At 70.3% G+C, this 17,611-nt stretch carries 16 protein-coding genes, 1 pseudogene and 1 riboswitch; of the genes and pseudogenes, 15 read left to right on the top strand and 2 right to left on the bottom strand.

The window, feature by feature from the left end; genetic code table 11:
- The first annotated feature begins 37 nt into the window (after positions 1-37).
- The 8 genes from HNR15_RS15505 to HNR15_RS15470 all read left to right on the top strand — a co-directional run bounded on the left by HNR15_RS15505 (position 38) and on the right by HNR15_RS15470 (position 7,856).
- Positions 38-1,210: an allantoate amidohydrolase gene (locus HNR15_RS15505; RefSeq protein ID WP_179483810.1), complete on the top strand. Its 1,173-nt coding sequence runs from the start codon at positions 38-40 to the stop codon at positions 1,208-1,210.
- A complete protein-coding gene (locus tag HNR15_RS15500) occupies positions 1,207-2,526 on the top strand; it encodes a formimidoylglutamate deiminase (protein WP_179483214.1) in 1,320 nt (439 codons plus the stop codon). The genes HNR15_RS15505 and HNR15_RS15500 overlap by 4 nt, the downstream gene beginning before the upstream one ends.
- Entirely contained in the window at positions 2,523-3,686 is a 1,164-nt protein-coding gene (hutI, locus tag HNR15_RS15495; RefSeq protein ID WP_179483213.1) for an imidazolonepropionase, read from the top strand. The genes HNR15_RS15500 and hutI overlap by 4 nt, the downstream gene beginning before the upstream one ends.
- A gap of 21 nt (positions 3,687-3,707) precedes the next feature.
- Positions 3,708-4,088, top strand: a complete 381-nt coding sequence (locus tag HNR15_RS15490; RefSeq protein WP_179483212.1) for an ankyrin repeat domain-containing protein — start codon at positions 3,708-3,710, stop codon at positions 4,086-4,088.
- 214 nt (positions 4,089-4,302) lie between these two features.
- On the top strand, positions 4,303-5,472 hold the full coding sequence (locus HNR15_RS15485; protein ID WP_179483211.1) for a serpin family protein: 1,170 nt from the start codon (positions 4,303-4,305) through the stop codon (positions 5,470-5,472).
- A 262-nt stretch (positions 5,473-5,734) separates the two neighbouring features.
- Positions 5,735-6,550 carry a hypothetical protein gene (locus HNR15_RS15480; protein WP_179483210.1) on the top strand — a complete coding sequence of 272 codons (816 nt, stop codon included), beginning with the start codon at positions 5,735-5,737 and terminating at the stop codon, positions 6,548-6,550.
- A gap of 70 nt (positions 6,551-6,620) precedes the next feature.
- Entirely contained in the window at positions 6,621-7,511 is an 891-nt protein-coding gene (locus tag HNR15_RS15475) for an oxygenase MpaB family protein (RefSeq protein ID WP_179483209.1), read from the top strand.
- A gap of 39 nt (positions 7,512-7,550) precedes the next feature.
- A complete protein-coding gene (locus tag HNR15_RS15470) occupies positions 7,551-7,856 on the top strand; it encodes a hypothetical protein (RefSeq protein ID WP_179483208.1) in 306 nt (101 codons plus the stop codon).
- A 12-nt stretch (positions 7,857-7,868) separates the two neighbouring features.
- On the opposite strand, the gene HNR15_RS15465 is transcribed toward HNR15_RS15470, so the two are convergent.
- Positions 7,869-8,189 carry a DUF4235 domain-containing protein gene (locus HNR15_RS15465; protein WP_179483207.1) on the bottom strand — a complete coding sequence of 107 codons (321 nt, stop codon included), beginning with the start codon at positions 8,187-8,189 and terminating at the stop codon, positions 7,869-7,871.
- Positions 8,190-8,277: 88 nt separating this feature from the next.
- Positions 8,278-8,381, top strand: a riboswitch (TPP riboswitch).
- Between the two features lie 17 nt (positions 8,382-8,398).
- On the opposite strand from HNR15_RS15465, the gene HNR15_RS15460 reads away from it, so the two are divergent.
- The 4 genes and pseudogenes from HNR15_RS15460 to HNR15_RS18430 form a co-directional block, all read left to right on the top strand.
- Positions 8,399-9,460 (top strand): thiamine ABC transporter substrate-binding protein, encoded by a 1,062-nt coding sequence (locus HNR15_RS15460; RefSeq protein WP_343048560.1) that lies wholly within the window; start codon positions 8,399-8,401, stop codon positions 9,458-9,460.
- 10 nt (positions 9,461-9,470) lie between these two features.
- Positions 9,471-11,129 carry an ABC transporter permease gene (locus tag HNR15_RS15455; RefSeq protein ID WP_179483206.1) on the top strand — a complete coding sequence of 553 codons (1,659 nt, stop codon included), beginning with the start codon at positions 9,471-9,473 and terminating at the stop codon, positions 11,127-11,129.
- Positions 11,129-12,136, top strand: coding sequence for an ABC transporter ATP-binding protein (locus HNR15_RS15450; RefSeq protein WP_179483205.1), 1,008 nt, complete (start codon positions 11,129-11,131; stop codon positions 12,134-12,136). The genes HNR15_RS15455 and HNR15_RS15450 overlap by 1 nt, the downstream gene beginning before the upstream one ends.
- A pseudogene (locus tag HNR15_RS18430) lies at positions 12,102-13,085 on the top strand (phosphatase PAP2 family protein); the annotation flags it as partial. The gene HNR15_RS15450 and the pseudogene HNR15_RS18430, both read left to right, overlap by 35 nt.
- Before the next feature lie 45 nt (positions 13,086-13,130).
- On the opposite strand, the gene HNR15_RS15445 reads toward HNR15_RS18430, so the two are convergent.
- Positions 13,131-13,925: a thioesterase family protein gene (locus HNR15_RS15445; protein ID WP_179483204.1), complete on the bottom strand. Its 795-nt coding sequence runs from the start codon at positions 13,923-13,925 to the stop codon at positions 13,131-13,133.
- A 238-nt stretch (positions 13,926-14,163) separates the two neighbouring features.
- Here HNR15_RS15445 and HNR15_RS15440 point away from each other — a divergent pair, with 238 nt between their 5' ends.
- From HNR15_RS15440 to HNR15_RS15430, 3 genes are all read left to right on the top strand, one after another.
- Positions 14,164-15,360: a S53 family peptidase gene (locus HNR15_RS15440; RefSeq protein WP_179483203.1), complete on the top strand. Its 1,197-nt coding sequence runs from the start codon at positions 14,164-14,166 to the stop codon at positions 15,358-15,360.
- 167 nt (positions 15,361-15,527) lie between these two features.
- Positions 15,528-17,012 carry a putative sodium/potassium/calcium exchanger gene (locus tag HNR15_RS15435; protein WP_179483202.1) on the top strand — a complete coding sequence of 495 codons (1,485 nt, stop codon included), beginning with the start codon at positions 15,528-15,530 and terminating at the stop codon, positions 17,010-17,012.
- Between the two features lie 146 nt (positions 17,013-17,158).
- On the top strand, positions 17,159-17,578 hold the full coding sequence (locus HNR15_RS15430) for a DoxX family protein (protein WP_179483201.1): 420 nt from the start codon (positions 17,159-17,161) through the stop codon (positions 17,576-17,578).
- The last annotated feature ends 33 nt before the right edge of the window (positions 17,579-17,611 follow it).

Raw genomic sequence — 17,611 nt, 5'->3', positions numbered from 1 at the left:
GGTGCCGACCGACGCGTCGTACGCCGGTTTCGACCGGATGTGGGCCGACCTGCAGCCGGTCGGCCGGGTCTCCTCCGGCGGATACCGGCGGTTCGCGTGGACCCGTGAGGACCACACCCTGCGCGAGTGGTTCGCGGGCGAGTGCACGGCGCGCGGACTGGACCTGGTCGAGGACCGGATGGGCAACCAGTGGGCGTGGTGGGGCGATCCCGACGCCACACCGGGGGTCGTCGCAGGCTCTCACCTGGACTCCGTGCCGGACGGCGGCGCGTACGACGGCCCGCTCGGTGTCGTCAGCGCCCTCGCTGCGGTGGATGCGTTACGGGACAGCGGCTTCCAACCCAGTCGTCCGATCGGGGTCGTCAACTTCGGCGACGAGGAGGGCGCCCGCTTCGGGGTTGCCTGCGCCGGGTCCCGGGTCATCACCGGCGAGCTCGATGCCGACCGGGCGCTCCGCCTCACCGACGCCGACGGGGTCACCATGGGGGAGGCGCTGAAGCGGGCCGGACGACCCGCCTCGATCGGCAGGGACGAGGACGCCGTACGCCGGATCGGCAGCTTCGTGGAGCTGCACGTCGAGCAGGGCCGGGCGATGGCCGACGCCGACCGTTACGACCAGGACCACGCAGCCGTGGCGATCGGCACCGACATCTGGCCGCACGGTCGCTGGCGGCTCGACTTCGCGGGCATCGCCAACCACGCGGGTACGACCCGTCTGGAGGACCGGCACGACGCGATGCTCGCGTGCGCGACGGCCGTTGCCGAGGCGCGGGGCCTGGCCGAGAAGCACGGCTGCGTCGCGACGATCGGCAAGCTGCAGGTCGAACCCAACGGAGTCAACGCCATCCCCTCGCACGTGACGGCCTGGCTCGACGCCCGCGGTGCCGACGAGGCGGCCGTCCTGGCGATGGTCGAGGAGCTGTCGGAGCGAGCCGCTGCCGACGTGAGCCGCGAGTCGTGGACGCCCACCACGGCGTTCGACACGTCGTTGGCGGGTCGGCTGCACAACATCCTCGGTGACGTGCCCATGCTCGGCACGGGCGCCGGACATGACGCGGGCATCCTCTCCAATGCGGGCGTCAGCACCGCGATGCTCTTCGTCCGCAACCCCACCGGCGTCTCGCACTCGCCGGAGGAGTTCGCCGAACAGGCCGACTGTCACGTCGGCGTACGCGCCCTCACCGCCGTCCTGCAGGACCTGGCCGGATGATCGCCTACTGGGCGGCGCACGCGCTGCTGCCGACCGGGCTGGCCGCCGACGTCCGCTTCGACATCGACGACGGCCGCTTCACCGCGGTGTTGCCGGGTCAGCCACAGGGCGACGCTCACCGGCTGCCCGGTGTGGTGCTGCCGGGTCTCGCGAACTGCCACAGCCACGCGTTCCACCGCGCGTTGCGAGGGCGCACCCACACCGGTGGCGGGACCTTCTGGACCTGGCGTGACGGCATGTACGACGTTGCGGCGCAACTGGATCCGGACAGCTACCTCCGGCTGGCGCGAGCGACGTACGCCGAGATGGCACTTGCCGGAATCACGAGCGTGGGGGAGTTCCACTACCTGCACCACGCGCCGGGCGGTCGCCCCTACGACGACCCCAACGCGATGGGTGAGGCGTTGCGGCAGGCCGCCCGCGACGCCGGCGTCCGCCTCACGCTGCTCGACACGTGCTACCTCGCCGGTGGATTGACCGACGACGGACACGAGCCGCTGAACCCCGAGCAACTGCGCTTCGGCGACGGGGACGTCGAGGCCTGGGCCGACCGCATGCGGGCGTTGCGCGAGGACGACAACACCCGGATCGGGTCTGCCATCCACTCCGTACGGGCCGTGCCCAGCGAGGCCATCCCGACCGTGGTGGCCGCCACCGGTGACCGGCCGCTGCACGCGCATCTTTCCGAGCAACGTGCCGAGAACGACACGTGCGTGCGGTATTACGGCGTGACGCCGACCCGGTTGCTGCACGATGGCGGCGCTCTGACGGCACGTACGACCGCCGTGCACGCCACCCATCTGACCCAGGACGACATCGCCCTGCTGGGGGAGGCGAAGACCACAGCGTGCTTCTGCCCCACCACAGAACGCGACCTGGCCGACGGCATCGGCCCGGCCCGCAGACTCAGTGACGCTGGGGCGCCGCTCAGCCTGGGCAGCGATCAGCACGCGGTGATCGATCTCTTCGAGGAGGTGCGGGCGCTGGAGATGCACGAGCGCCTGATGTCCCACGAACGCGGCCGTTTCACTCTGACGGGACTGCACCAGGCCCTCGTCGCCCACGGGAGTCTGGCGTGGCCCGACGCGGGTGCGCTCGCGCGGGGAATGCGAGCCGATCTCGTTGCCGCGGCGACGGACTCGGCGCGTACGGCCGGTTCGGATCCTGCGCAGATCGTCTACTCGGCCACGGCAGCCGACGTGCACACCGTCATCCGCGACGGGGAGATGGTCGTCGAAGGCGGCCGGCACGTGCTGGGTGACGTCGGAACCCTCCTCGCCGAGGCCATCGACCCGCTCTGGGAGGGACTCGCATGACCAGCACCGTCGTCACCAACATCGGCGAGCTCGTCACCGTCGACGGCACCCGCGGCGACGAGCTGGGCATCGTCCACGACGCCGCGCTGATCGCGACCGACGGCCGTATCGACTGGATCGGCAGCGCATCCGCCGCGCCTGCGGCCGATCGGTCCGTCGATGTCGAAGGCCGCTGCGTTCTGCCGGGATTCGTCGACAGCCACTCCCACCTCGTCTTCGCCGGCGACCGCTCGGCGGAGTTCGAGGCCCGGATGACCGGCACGCCGTACGACGGGGGCGGTATCGCTCTCACGATGGCGGCGACCCGCGCGGCGACCGACGACGAGCTGCGGGCCCTGGTCGGGCGCCGGGTCGCCGAGATGCGCGCGCAGGGCACCACCACGGTGGAGATCAAGAGCGGCTACGGCCTCACCGCGCACGACGAGGCGCGGGCGTTGCGGATCGCGGGGGAGTTCACCACCGAGACCACCTATCTGGGCGCCCACGTGGTCCCGCCCGACGCGCGTGACGACCGCGCTGCGTACCTCGACCTGGTGACGGGCGACATGCTGGCCGCCTGCGCGCCGCACGCCCGCTGGATCGACGTCTTCTGCGAGCCGCACAGCCCGCACGCCTTCACCGAGGAGGAGTCGCGGCGGGTGCTGCGTGCGGGGCAGGACGCCGGGTTGTTCGCGCGGGTGCACGGCAACCAGCTCGGACCCGGTCCGGGCGTGCTCCTCGCCGTCGAGGTCGGCGCGGCGAGCGTCGACCACTGCACCTACCTGACCGGCGAGGATGTCGAGGCCCTCGCCGGCTCCGACACCGTGGCGACCCTGCTGCCCGGTGTGGAGTTCTCCACGCGCTCGCCGTACCCCGACGGGGGTGCGCTGCTCGACGCCGGCGTGCGGGTCGCGCTCGCCACCGACTGCAACCCCGGCACCTGCTATTCCAGCTCCATGCCGTTCGTCATCGCGCTCGCGGTGCGCGAGATGGGGATGACGCCCGCGCAGGCCGTCCGTGCGGCGACCGCCGGGAGCGCCGCAGCTCTGCGTCGGGACGACATCGGCGTGCTCCGGGTCGGTGCCCGGGCCGATCTCACCGCCCTGGATGCCCCCAGCTATCGACATCTGCCCTACCGGCCCGGCGTCCCGCTGGCTCACGTGATTCTGGACGGACGCTGAGCGCGGGTTAGCCTTACCTTCGTGACCGACGCCTCTCCCGACCCCGCCCTGGTGGAGATCGGTCACGCCTGCGCGGACTTCGCCCGGACCGGCGACGCCGATCGGCTCGCAGCGTACGTCGACCGGGGTGTCCCGGTGGACCTCACCGACGCCTCGGGAAACACGCTGCTGATGCTCGCGGCGTACCACGGGCACGCCTCCGCGGTGAAGGCGCTGATCGAGCGCGGAGCCGACGTCAACCGGCTCAACGACCGGGGGCAGTCGCCGTTGGCCGGCGCCGTCTTCAAGGGTGAGGACACCATCGTGTGGGTGCTGCTCGAGGCCGGCGCAGACGTCGACGCCGGCAGCCCGTCCGCAGCCCAGACGGCAGAACTCTTCGGCCAAGGCGACCTGCTGCGCTGAGCGCTGGGACGCGGCGTAGGAAAGTGACCGCACGGCCTACAACCCGCGCTGGGTACTGGACGCGGCGTCGGAAAGTGACCGCACGGCCGACAACCCGCGCGAGCGACACTCACCTGGGCGCTGGGATGACTGAACCGTTGGTCGGCACGCCTTTAAGCAGCTGACGCTGTCAATTCGCGCGTATCGGACCGGGTGAGCGGGCACAGTGGCCCGCATGACACTCCCCGACCTTATGTGTCGCTACGCCGAGCGGTTCGCCGCATTGGGGCGGGGAGAACACCACGTCGCGTCACCGTTGGGCGCCTGGCTGGTGCTCGCGCTGGCCGCACCTGCGGCGTCCGGCGAGCTGGCGGATGAGATCGCCGACGCCCTCGGCGCCGATGTCGACGCCGCGCATCGTGCGGCGGTGGAACTCCTCGCGCATCCGCATCCGGCGGTGTCCGCCGCGGCGGCCGCGTGGGTGCGAGAGGGCCTGCCCGGTTTGAACGCGTGGCTGTCCACGCTGCCCGCAGAGGTCGAGACCGGCCCCATTCCGACCCAGGGTCAGGCCGACTCATGGGCGCGAGAGCACACTCTCGGCCTCATCGACCGGTTCCCCGTCGACACCTCTGACCTCGCCGTCCTGCTCGTGTCGGCGCTGGCGACCCGGGTCACCTGGCTGACACGGTTCGATACTGCTGACGCGGCCGACCTACGCGGGCCGTGGAGCAGCACCCTGCACCGGGTGCTGCGCGCATCTCGCCTGCCAGGACACGATGCGTACATCACCGAGACCGAACGGGCCGGGCGCGTCGCCGTCCACCGCGCACTGGCCGACGGGCTCGTGGTCACCTCGGTGATCGCCGAGGCCACCGCGGCGCCGGGCGATGTCCTCGCGGCCGCGCACGACGTAGCGGTCGCCCGGGCCCAGCACGGCGCGGACGCAGTGTCGGTGTCGCTGTTCGATCTTCCTCTGGGCGATCACGCGCTGTGGACGATCACCGAGGAGGAGGGGGTCAACCCGGGCGAGCACGTGGATGCGCTGCTACCTGCGTGGCATGCCAACAGCGCGCACGACCTGACCGCCGAGCCGAAGCTGGGGTTCGTCGCCGCCGGGCACGCGCTTCAGCAGCTCGCCCGCCTCAAGGGACCGATCGATGCCAAGCAGACCGCGCTCGCCCGGTACGGCCGCCGCGGGTTCGAAGCCGCCGCCGTCACCCACGTCGCGATGGCCACAAGTGCTCGCAGAGCGGAGCCGTCGGGTCTGCACCGCACCGCGACCCTGCGGTTCGGTCATCCGTACGCCGTCGTGGCCACGGCGCACGGGACCGAACCCGACGATCCGTGGGAGGGTCTGCCCGTCTTCTCCGCATGGATCAGCAAACCTGAGGACGCGCAGGAGTGACCACGGTCAACCGGCACGCGCGCTGCGGCGTCTCAGAAGTGTGATGAGCGTCCGTACCGCCTCGGCATTCCTGGTGGTGGGCGCCGCGTGTGTGGCACTGACGGGCTGCGGTTCGACATCACCGCGGGGCCCCGGCAGCCCGAGCACGGCGAATCAGCACCAGGTGACGCACGTAGCCACTCCGACGGCTGGTCCCACTCGCGCCTCGGCGTCGACCAACAGAGCGCGCACTCTCGCTGAGACACGCCGCCTGATCGACCTCGTGACGGTCCCGGCCGGGGCGGCCCGGATGGCCGGGGCGCCCTCGACGCTGCCCGGTCCGGTGATGGGAGCCCCGAGGTCGGCCTCGTTGATCGACACGTCACGGTTCTGGCGCGTGCCGATGACCATGCAGCAGTCCCAGAGGTGGCTCGCTGCGCACGCGCCGGGCGGCCTGAGCGCAACAGGTTCCGCCAGCTCGACCTCCGGCTCCGTCGTGACGAGCGTCGGATCCGCCTACACCGACGATCGGCCGAGCAGCGCCTGGCAGAACGCGATGCTCGACATCGGGATCGCTCCGGCTGGCGCGTCGGCGAGCGTATGGCGCGCCGACGGGACCGCACTCTGGCTGGACTCCACCCCGGCCACCGCTCCCGCAGGCGGCAGCCGACTGGCTGTCACGGTGGCGAGCGGCTGCCCACGCAGCGACCGGGGCGCCAGTGACGTCACACCAGGACCGGCCTCGTCCCTCCTACCAGCGGGGTCACCGACGGCCGGGCTGATCTGCTCCTACAACGGTCTCAACGGTGCAGCGTTCGCGCTGCGATCCCGGGCGCGGCTCGACACCACGCAGGCGGGTCGGCTGGCGCGCAGCGCGACCACGATCGACCTCGCCCACACCGATGGCGGCAGCGTCGTCTGCCCCAACGACGACGAGTCCGTCACCGTCGTCGCGTTCAGCTACGCCGATGGCGCGCGTGCTTCCCTCTGGCTGACGGAGACGGGGTGCCGCTCGATCTCCAACGGCACCATCGACGCCGGCGATTACCCGTCCCTCTCCGCATTCGCCACCACGGTGGCAGGGCTCCTCCCGCGCTGACGGGGCCGCCGAACGCCCGTCGAGCCGGTCGGCGTACGGCGCGGTCTCACCGGGCCGCATACTCGAAGAGATGCTTCCTCTCGTGCGAGTCCCGACCGGCGGTGCGCAGCGCGCGCTCGGCCGGTTGTTGCGCTCCAAGGTGGCCGGTGACGACGCCCCCGCCAAGGCCAAGGGCATCTGGGAGGCCGAGGGACCGCGGTGGTTCACCCCTGACGACCCGATCTGGCGTGTCCACCAGCACGCCGCGATGTTCCCCGGCGGAGTGGCGGCGCTGCTGTTGCAGTCACTGCACCCTTCGGCGATGGCCGGGGTCGCCGGGCACAGCGGCTTCCGCGGCGACCCGTGGGGTCGGTTGCAGCGCACCAGCTACTACATCGCCGCGACCACCTTCGGCACCATCGAGCACGCCGAGGAGGTCATCGCCCACGTCGCCTCGATCCACGAGCGTGTCCGCGGTCGCACCGACGACGGCACGCCGTACGCCGCGTCCGATCCCGATCTGCTGAGCTGGGTCCACGTGGCCGAGATCCACAGCTTCCTCACGGCCTTCCAGATGTACGCCGGCGCTAGCGAACGGCTCTCGGCGCAGGAGGCGGACACGTATGTCTCCCAGGCCCGTACAGCCTCCACGCTCCTCGGCGCACGCGATCTGCCGGCCGACGTGACGGAGCTTCGCGAGCAGCTGCATTCCTACCGGGCGGTCCTACGGTCCACGCCTGCCGCGGTCGACGCCTGTCATTTCCTGCTGCGTGAGCCGCCGCTTCCGCGAGCGGCCAAGCCGGGTTACGTCCTCGTCGCACGCGGTGGAGTCGCCGCACTGCCCAACTGGGCGCGTCGCGGCCTCGGGCAGTCCGGGCTGGACGTCGCGCGCCGAGCCGACACCGTCGCGGGCTCGCTCAGCGTCGCCACGATCACCTGGGCGATGTCCGGGTTGCGCGACGCCGAAGAGCGCGCAGCCTGAACGCGCCCATCGCGTCCCGGTGAGTGACACCATCCGAGCGTGACTCGTGTGATGGAGCTGTGGCCGCAGATCGCCCGCGAGATGGAGGAGTTGCTGCGTGCGGACGGTTATGCAGCGCTCGCAGATCAGGTGCCGACCCTCGAGTTCGCGCAGATGTGCGGATGCGGCGATTCGTTCTGCGACACCTTTTTCACGGTGCCGAGGCCGGACGGCGCCTGGGAACCACACACGTGGACGATCGATCTCGAGCCGTCCTGGGCCGGCTACCTGCTCATCCACGTGCAGCAGACCTCACCTGAGCGGATCATCGAGGTGGAGGTGCTCTACCGGGACGGGCTCAGCTGACGCAGCCGAGCGTCAGCGCTTCTCGGCTTCCTTCTGAAGCTTCTTCTCGCGCTTGTCGATCGCCTTCTGCATTGGCGGGGCGAGTTCGCCGGTGGAGCGCATGTAGTAGTCGGCGACCTTGCGCTCGACCAGGGTCGTAGCACCCGCAAGCATCGCGGCCGAGATGACGGCGAACGCAGTGGCCTCGGCATGCGAGCGCTCGGGCTCGTAACGGTCCGAGGGGGCCTTCTTGCCGGTCGCGGCGCGCCACCCGGTCTGGGTGACCTTGGTCGCGACCCGGGTGGAGGCCAGCCGAGTCGCCGCGGAGAGCACCTTCCACGCAATCGAACCCATGAGCCCACCTTTCGACGACGGATCGGAAACCTTCGTCAAACCTACCCTGCGAATGTGGCGCCCCGCCGCGCGCGCGTATCGTGAGCGGCGGATACGACAGGGGAGCGCAGCAGCGCTGAGAGTGCGGATCGGCCGCAGACCCTCGAACCTGATCCGGTTAGTACCGGTGTAGGAAGTCGGGGCCCCTCGTTAAGAGGAGGTCGAATCCAGTGAAGTTCACCATCATGTCCGTGTGCGCGGTCATCGCACTGCCCGCCCTGGCCGGCTGCGCGGTGAGCGGCAGTGAGGCCGCCGGTCCGCCGGACCACACCTCGGCGAAGAACCGTCAGGTGGTGCTGGTCACCCACGACTCGTGGGCCGTGCCCCCGTCGGTCCTCGCCGACTTCACCAAGACGACCGGCTACCAGGTCAAGGTGCAGGCCTCCGGCGACGCCGGCCAGCTCGCCAACTCCCTGGTGCTCACCAAGGGCGACCCCACCGGCGACGTCACCTTCGGCATCGACAACACCTTCGCCTCACGGGTGGCGGATTCGGGCGCACTGCAGGCATATTCGCCGCCTCTACCAGCCGGTGCCGCCACGTACGCGCTGAGCGGTGCGCCGGCCGCGATGCTCACGCCGATCGACTACAGCGACGTCTGCGTCAATGTCGACGATGCGTGGTTCGCCAAGCACCACCGCACGGCGCCGAGCAGCATGACCGACCTGACCAGCCCGGCGTACAAGGGACTCTTCGTCAGCCCGGGTGCCGCCACCTCATCACCGGGCCTGGCCTTCCTGCTCGCCTCCATCGCGAAGTACGGGCAGGGCGGCTGGCAGGGGTATTGGAAGGAGCTGATGGCGAACGGCGCCAAGCTCACCAGCGGCTGGAGCGACGCGTGGGGAGTCGACTACACGGCTGGCGGCGGCAAGGGTGATCGGCCGATCGTGCTGTCCTACAACACGTCTCCGGCCGATACCGTCACGGCGGGTAAGTCGACCACCTCGGCGTTGATGGACAGTTGTTTCCAGGAGCAGGAGTACGCCGGGGTGCTCAAGGGCGCCAGGAACACTGCCGGGGCGCAGGCGTTCATCCGCTTCATGCTGGGGCGCACGTTCCAGACCTCGATGCCGGGCAGCATGTATGTCTTCCCCGTCGACCGGGGCGCAACGGTGCCGGCCGACTGGAAGTCCTTCGTGAAGACGCCGCGCAAGCCCCTCAGCCTGCCCGCCTCGCAGATCAGCGCGCAGCGGGACCGGTGGATCAGCCAGTGGCAGGACGTCACCTCGTAGGCGACCAAGTATGAGAGTCAACGGTCTTCACCGATGGTGGCCGGCTGCGGTCGCTGTGGTGCCGCTCGCCTTCCTCGCGGTGTTCTTCGTGCTTCCCGTCGGCGGGATGCTCGCCCGCGGACTGCATCCGGACGGCCACTGGGCACTCGGTGAGGCCGTCGCCGTCTTCGGACGCCCGCGCGAGCGCCGGGTGGTCCTCTTCACCCTGGGCATCGCCACGCTCGGCACAGCGGTGACCACGCTGCTGGGCCTGCCGGTCGCGTACGCGCTCTACCGGCTTCGGATCCCGGGCGCCGGGGTGCTGCGGGCGCTGGTCGCCACCCCGTTCGTGCTGCCGACCGTCGTGGTCGGCGTCGCGTTCCGCACGCTGCTCGTGAGCTCCGGGCCCCTCGGCTTCCTCGGTCTCGACGGCACCTGGATCGCGATCGCCCTGGCGCTGGTGTTCTTCAACCTGTCGGTGGTCGTGCGCACCGTCGGCAGCGCCTGGGCCGGCCTGGATGCGCGCCCCCAGGAAGCCGCCGCGGCGCTGGGGGCCGGACCGGTGCGGGTCTTCGCGACCGTCACGCTCCCTGCGCTGGCGCCGACGATCCTGTCGGCGGTCACGATCGTCTTCCTCTTCTGCGCCACGGCGTTCGGTGTGGTGCTGACGATGGGCGGGCTGCGCTATAGCACGATCGAGACCGAGATCTATCAGCAGACCACCGACGTCTTCGACCTGCGCACGGCGGCCGTCCTCTCGATCGCCCAGTTCGTGGTGGTGATCCTGCTCCTGGTCGTGGTCGAACGCGCTCGCGCCGGCGTGCGGCACCAATCGGCGCGCGCCGGGGTGGGACAGCGACGTCACCCCACCCGTCGCGACCTTCCCGTCCTCGCATCGACGGCCGCCGTCGTGGTGTTCCTGGTGCTGCCCCTCGCGAGCCTGGTCGTGCGTTCGCTGCATGCCGACGGCGGATGGAGCCTGGAGAACTACCGGCGCCTCGGCACGACGGGTGATGGTGGTGCGCTGCTGGTGCCGGTCGGCGACGCGATCGCCAGCTCGTGGCGCATCGCCGTCGACGCCACGCTGTTGTCAGTGGTGCTGGGGCTCGCCGTGGCGATCACCGTCGCCTACCGACCGAACGGTCGGTCAGGCGGTCGCCGTCGGCGTCGACTCGCCGTACTCGACGCCGTCTTCATGTTGCCTCTCGGAATATCAGCGGTGACAGTTGGATTCGGTTTCATCGTCACTCTGAATCGACCGCCCCTCGACCTACGCGACTCGCAGATCCTGATCCCCATCGCCCAGGCATTGGTTGCGCTTCCCCTCGTCGTGCGCACCGTGGCACCCGCGCTGGCCGCCATCGACGACCGGCAGCGCCAGGCCGCAGCGAGCCTGGGGGCCGGCCGCCTGCAGGTCGTGCGCACCGTCGATCTCCCCGTCGTATGGCGACCGTTGCTCGCGGCGACCGGTTTCGCCTTCGCGGTGTCGCTGGGCGAGTTCGGTGCCACCAGTTTCCTGGCGCGCCCGGCCCATCCGACCCTCCCGGTGGTCATCTACCAGCTCATCGGGCATCCGGGCGGCGACAACTTCGGGATGGCGCTCGCGGCGTCCGTCCTGCTCGCCCTCATGACCGCCGCGGTGATGGCCGCGGTGGAGAGTCTGCGCGTGGGATCGGTGGGCCGGTTCTGATGGGGGAGCTACAGATCCAGGACGTCAGTGTCAGCTTCGACGGGTCGCCCGCGGTCGATGGGGTCGATCTGACGGTGTCCACTGGTTACACGCTCGCGGTGCTCGGCCCCTCCGGATGCGGCAAGTCGACCCTGCTGCGCGTGGTCGCGGGACTGCAGCGACCCGATCGCGGGCGGGTGATCTTCGACGGCGTCGACCTGACGCAGACGCCCACCCATCGCAGGGGGTTCGCGCTGATGTTCCAGGACGGCCAGCTCTTCGCCCATCTCGACGTCGCGCAGAACGTGGCGTACGCGCTGCGTCGTCGCCGGCTCCCGCGGGCGGTCGTGCGGGCCCGGGTGGCGGAGCTGCTCGACCTCGTCGGCCTCGCCGGGCTGCAGGACCGGCGGCCCGGCTCTCTGTCCGGCGGCCAGCAGCAGCGGGTCGCACTGGCTCGAGCGCTCGCCGCCGAACCACGACTCCTCCTGCTGGACGAACCGCTGTCCGCCCTCGACACCGCGTTGCGCGAGCAGCTCGCGATCCAGCTGCGGGACGTGCTGCGGACGACCGGGACGACGGCGATCATGGTGACCCACGACCAGGAGGAGGCGTTCGCCGTCGCCGACGACGTTGCGCTGCTGCGCGACGGCCGCGTCGTCCAGCACGGGCCCGCGCTGGAGGTCTGGCGCGCCCCCGTCGATGCCGATGCCGCGCGCTTCCTCGGCTACCGGACAGTGCTGCCGGCTGAGGCGGGACTGTCGCTGGGACACCCCGGTTCCCCGATAGCGCTGCGCCGCAACGCACTCCGGCTCGACCGCGACGGGCCCATCGAGGCCACGGTGCTGTCGAGCGCAGCAGACCCGGACGGCGTACGGGTCATGGTCAGGATCGAGGGCCTGGGCGATCTGCCCGCAGTCACCGACGGGCCCGCGCCTGAGCGCGGGGCGCAGGTGCGGCTGCGGGTGCAGCCCTCGTCGGTCGCGAAGCTGCCCGATGTCGGCAGGTCGGTCACCTCCCGGACAGACTGAGTCCATATTCTGTTCGCCTATGGCAGCGGCGGAGGACGGTCTCACGACGCAGTCGATCGACTGGGTGTGGTGGCGACGGGTCGCGGTCGTCGGGTATCTCGTGGTGCTGATCGGCTACATCGTGCTGTTCGGGGTGCCACTGGACCGTGTCGGCCTGATGCTGTGGATCATCGCCGGTGTCTCGTGTGCCGTCGTCGGCCGCGGGTGGCGTGCCTGGGGAAAGGTGATGCTGGACTGGCTGCCGTTCCAGGGACTTCTCCTGGCGTACGACTTCAGTCGGGGTTTCGTCGGCCAGTACGACACGGACGGCACGGCCCCGCGCGACGGCGCCCACAACATCATCGGTCTCCCCCTGCACACGACCTTCCCGATCCACGCCGACCGCTTCCTCTTCGGCGGCACCCTGCCGACCCAGTGGCTCCAGGCCCACCTGCACCATCCCGGCGGCAGCCGTTGGTACACCGTGCTCTTCAGCCTCAGCTACACCAGCCACTTCCTGGTCACCCCCCTGGTCGCAGTCGCCCTGTGGATCTGGTGGCGGGGCCGGTTCCGTGCGTGGGTCTACTGCGTGCTCGGGCTGACTCTCGTGGGGCTGGCGACCTACTTCCTCTTCCCGATGTCGCCCCCGTGGCTGGCGTCCGAGCAGGGATACATCTCCGGGGCGCCCGTCGGCCGCTACAGCGGGGAGGGCTGGGACTACCTGCACCTGAAGTTCGCCTCCCGCGCCCTCTCCGTGGGGCAGGCGCAGGCCAATCTCGTGGCCGCCATGCCTTCCTTGCACGAGGCGTTCACCGTCCTCGTGGCCGGCTTCTTCTGCTTCGGCGCACGCTGGTGGGTCAAGTGCCTGCTGGTCTGCTACCCGCTGCTGATGGCGGTCTCGCTGATATACGCGGGTGAGCACTACGTGATCGACGAGCTGGTGGGGGTCGCCTTCGCGATCTGCGTGCTGGTCTGCTGGCGGTTGCTGCGGCGCGCCCGGCTGCAGCGCGCGAGATCAGCTGGGGAAGTGCCGCACCGTGAGGATCTGTTCAGCGCGACCGACGGGCCCGGCGACGTCGTTGAGGGTGGTGGAGGTCAGTCCCACCCCGTCCGCGCCGAAGGTCACCGCAGTGTCCAGTCCCACCCACGCGGGATCGGGAGCGCGGACCAGGTGGATGCCCAGGTCGACGTTCGGGAACATCATCTGCGTGGGTCGCATCCGGGTGGCGCTGCCGTTCGCGGCGTCGACGAGCATCACGAATGACGACATCGGGTCGGCCGGTTCGTCCTCCAGAAGCGCGGCGGCACTTCGCACCCACACCCCACGGCGGCCTTCGCGCCCGTCGGACGCTGTGCGCCACTCCAGCGACGCGATGAACGCGCCCTGCCACTCGGCGCCCCCCTCGGCGTAGGCGAGGCAGTCCTGCGGGGCCGGCATGGCGGGCAGTTCGCTGCCCTCGACATCGGCGGTGTCGCTGAGCTGCAGACGCCAGGCCCGCGCCCGCACGATGGTGCGGCCGCCGATCGTCAGGTCGGCCTCCAGCAGCTCGATCGTGCGCCCCGGGCGCAGGGTGCGCACCTCGATGTGCAGGTCCTGCAGCGGGATGAGCCCCAGGATCTCGAAGCTGAGCCGGGCGATGCGCATGCCCTCGCGCGGCTCGTGCCGGATCAGCTCCTCCGTGATCAGCCCGCTCACCGGCGCCATGTGCTGCTCGTCGGGGCGCCAGGCGCCCTGCACCGAGATGCTCGGCCGGTAGTGCCCCGCCCCGAGAGATGTGTAGAAGGCAGGCACCGAGGCGGCGGACGTCATACGGGGCACGGTACGAGAAGCCGTCCGGCCGCCTGGAGCGGGCATCAGCGAATCCGCTTCATTTCATTCACGGTTGGACCAGATCACGGACTTTCCTGGGAATTCCCTATGGATCTGGTCAAGAGGTTCTCTAAGTAGTGTGCAGAGATGTAGTCGACTCTTGTTCTCGGTGGAGGGGCCCGAGAAGCTGCGGCTCGCCGGTTATTCCCGGCACGGCCTCGCAACAAGGAGATCCCGAATGCGCAAGTCCCCCGTTATCGCCGCGCTCGCCCTGGCATCCGCCTCGGCGCTCACCGGCGCCCTCACCCCATCTGCGTCTGCAGCCGGATCCGGTGTGCAGCAAGCACATTCGTGTACGCAGAAGGTCGCCAAGGGCTACGCCACCTGCTTCGCGGTGAAGCTGGAGAACACCAAGGGTGCCGCGGTCAACGCCGCCGGCCGTTCGATCACCCCGAGGGCCATCTCCGGCAAGACCCCGACCGACATCCGCAGCGCGTACAAGCTCGCCGGTCTGAACTCGGGCGGCCGCACGGTGGCCATCGTCGACGCATACGGCTACCCGAACGCCGAGCGCGACCTGGGCGTCTACCGCAGCCAGTTCGGTCTGTCGTCGTGCACGAAGGCCAACGGCTGCCTCACGATCGAGAACCAGTCCGGCAGCACGACCTCCCTCCCCAGCACCGACGTGGGCTGGGACCAGGAGCAGGCGCTCGACCTCGACGCCGTGTCGGCCGCGTGCCCCGACTGCAAGATCCTCCTCGTTCAGGCCAGCTCGGCCTCCAACGCCAACCTCGGCACGGCGGTCAACACCGCCGCGAAGAAGTCCGGTGTCGTCGCGATCTCCAACAGCTACGGCGGCGGCGACAGCTCCGACTCCACCTACGGCAAGTACTACAACCACCCCGGCATCGCGGTCACGGCTTCCACAGGTGACGACGGCTACCAGGGCGCCAGCTACCCCGCGTCCTCGCACTACGTCACCGCGGTCGGCGGGACCTCGCTCTACACCGCGTCCAACACCCGTGGCTGGACCGAGTCCGCATGGAGCGGCGCCGGTTCGGGTTGCACCACGCTGAACACCGCTCCGAGCGGCCAGAACTCGGCCGTCACGCACTGCTCCGGCCGTGCCATGGCGGACGTGTCGGCGGTCGCCGACCCCAACACGGGTCTCGCGGTCTACGCGCCCACCAGCTCGACCTCGTCCTCGTGGGCGCAGTACGGCGGCACGTCGCTGTCCTCGCCGATCGTCGCCTCGGTCTACGCGCTGTCCGGCAACACTGCGGGCTACGCGAACACCCTTCCCTACGCCCACACCTCGGGTCTGTTCGACGTGACGAGCGGTAGCAACGGGTCCTGCTCCTACTACTGCTCCGCGCAGAGCGGCTGGGACGGCCCGACCGGTCTCGGTACCCCGAACGGCACCTCCGCTTTCTGATCCATCCACTTCGCCCCGCGGTCGCACGTCGACCGCGGGGCGTTGTGATGCTCCGGCGCGGCACGAACGCCGCCACTGCATCGATCGCATAAGTGCGCCCGACGTCGCCTACCCACTAGTTTCGAACGGCAGGCCCGATCGACCCCTACGTAGGAGGATCACTCAATATGAATTCGAAGATCTGGTGGATCATCATTGCGGTGGTCGTGGTGGTCGTCGTTCTTGCCGTGATCGGCGCGGTCATGAGCAGGTCGCGCAAGCGGGCACATCGACGCGAGGCGCACCACCTGCGTGACCGTGCAGAGCGCGGTCAGGCCACGGTGGCCAGGGCCGACGATCGTGCGCAGACCGCGACGGAGACCGCGCAGGATGCCCGCGCCACGGCGGATGCACAGGAGCAGCGCGCCCAGGAGCTGGAGACCGAGGCGCGGCACGAGCAGGAGGCCGCGGCGGCCGTCCACCGCGAGCACGATGAGACGCTGCGCAGGGCTGACAAGGTCGACCCCGACGTGCAGACCGACCGCGCCGGCAACCGGGTGGGCGATGACAAGCGCAACGACGAGGACACCACACGCAACACCGCGGGCGCCGCGGCCGTAGCCGGACAGACCTCCTCTTCCGACGAGCCCGCCCGACAGGCCGCAGAGGACGACCGTGGCGCGAGCGCGGCGGCGCCCCTTCACGAGGATGGTTCGGATGCGGACGCCAGGCCGGTTCCCACCGGCGGGACCCACTACGAGGACGAGGCGACCGGCCAGCCTTCTCAGGTCGGTCACGAGGGCACCGGCGAGAGTGCCGCGTTCGGTGAGCAGGGTGCGGGCCAGCAGGCTCCCTATGGGGGCGAGGCGTCGGGTCAGCCGTCGCACCTGGAGGGTCAGGGCGCCGGTGAGCGCACCGCGTTCGGTGAGCAGGGCACCGGCCAGCAGGACCCCTACAGGGATGAGGCCTCTGGTCAGCCGTCGCACCTGGAGGGTCAGGGCGCTGGTGAGCGCACGGCGTTCGGTGAGCAGGGTGCGGGCCAGCAGGACCCGTATGGGGATGAGGCGTCGGGTCAGCCGTCGCACCTGGAGGGTCAGGGCGCCGGTGAGCGCACCGCGTTCGGTGAGCAGGGCACCGGCCAGCAGGCCCCGTATGGGGATGAGGCGTCGGGTCAGCCGTCGCACCTGGAGGGTCAGGGCACCGGTGAGCGCACCGCGTTCGGTGAGCAGGGCACCGGCCAGCAGGCTCCCTACGGGGATGAGGCCTCTGGTCAGCCGTCGCACCTGGAGGGTCAGGGCGCCGGTGAGCGCACCGCGTTCGGTGAGCAGGGTGCGGGCCCGCAGGACCCGTATGGGGATGAGGCGTCGGGTCAGCCGTCGCACCTGGAGGGTCAGGGCGCCGGTGAGCGCACCGCGTTCGGTGAGCAGGGTGCGGGCCCGCAGGACCCGTATGGGGATGAGGCGTCGGGTCAGCCGTCGCACCTGGAGGGTCAGGGCACCGGCCAGCAAGACCCGTATCGGGATGAGACCTCTGGTCAGCCGTCGCACCTGGAGGGTCAGGGCACCGAGTTCCAGCAGGAGGATGCCGGTGAGCGTCCCGTCTGGGACGAGGAGACCGGCGAACGCACACATCTGCGGGACGGCGAGACCGGCGAGCCGCCCGCACACCGGTAGCGCGTGGGTGCACCGCGTGCACCACACGTGAATTGATCACGACGCCCCAGGGACACCTGGGGCGTCGTGTTGTGCCAGGACGAATCCGCGGCCTTGCCGGTGCGCGACCACTGACGCCACCCCGCGCAAGTCCCTACGCTGGCGGAATGTTCTCCTTGTCGACCTCGCGCCCGGCCACGACCTCGCAGACGGTGACCAGGCGGGTCCTGGGCGGTGTGATGACGCTGGCGGGCACCTCCCATCTGACCTTCGCCCGCCGCGAGTTCAAGGCGCAGGTGCCCGACTGGTTCCCGATGGATCAGGACCTGGTCGTGCTCGGATCCGGCGTGGTCGAGATCAGTCTGGGTCTGGCGATGCTCCTGCTGCCGGAGCAGCGACGTCAGACCGGGCTCGCGCTCGCGGCGTTCTATGTCGTGATCTTCCCCGGCAACATCGCGCAGTACGTCGAACGCACCGACGCGTTCGGACTCGACACCGACACCAAGCGACTTCTTCGTCTCTTCGGCCAGCCGGCCCTCGTCGCCGCGGCCCTGTGGGCAGCAGGTCTGCCCGAGCGCAACCGCTGACCCCTTCTTTTTGGACATGCGCGACGGGGCACG

It is taken from the genome of Allobranchiibius huperziae, assembly GCF_013410455.1.
In the GTDB taxonomy this organism is placed as follows: Bacteria; Actinomycetota; Actinomycetes; order Actinomycetales; family Dermatophilaceae; genus Allobranchiibius; species Allobranchiibius huperziae.
Note: the sequence above shows the minus strand (reverse complement) of the source record. Positions and strands in the feature narration are given on the sequence as shown.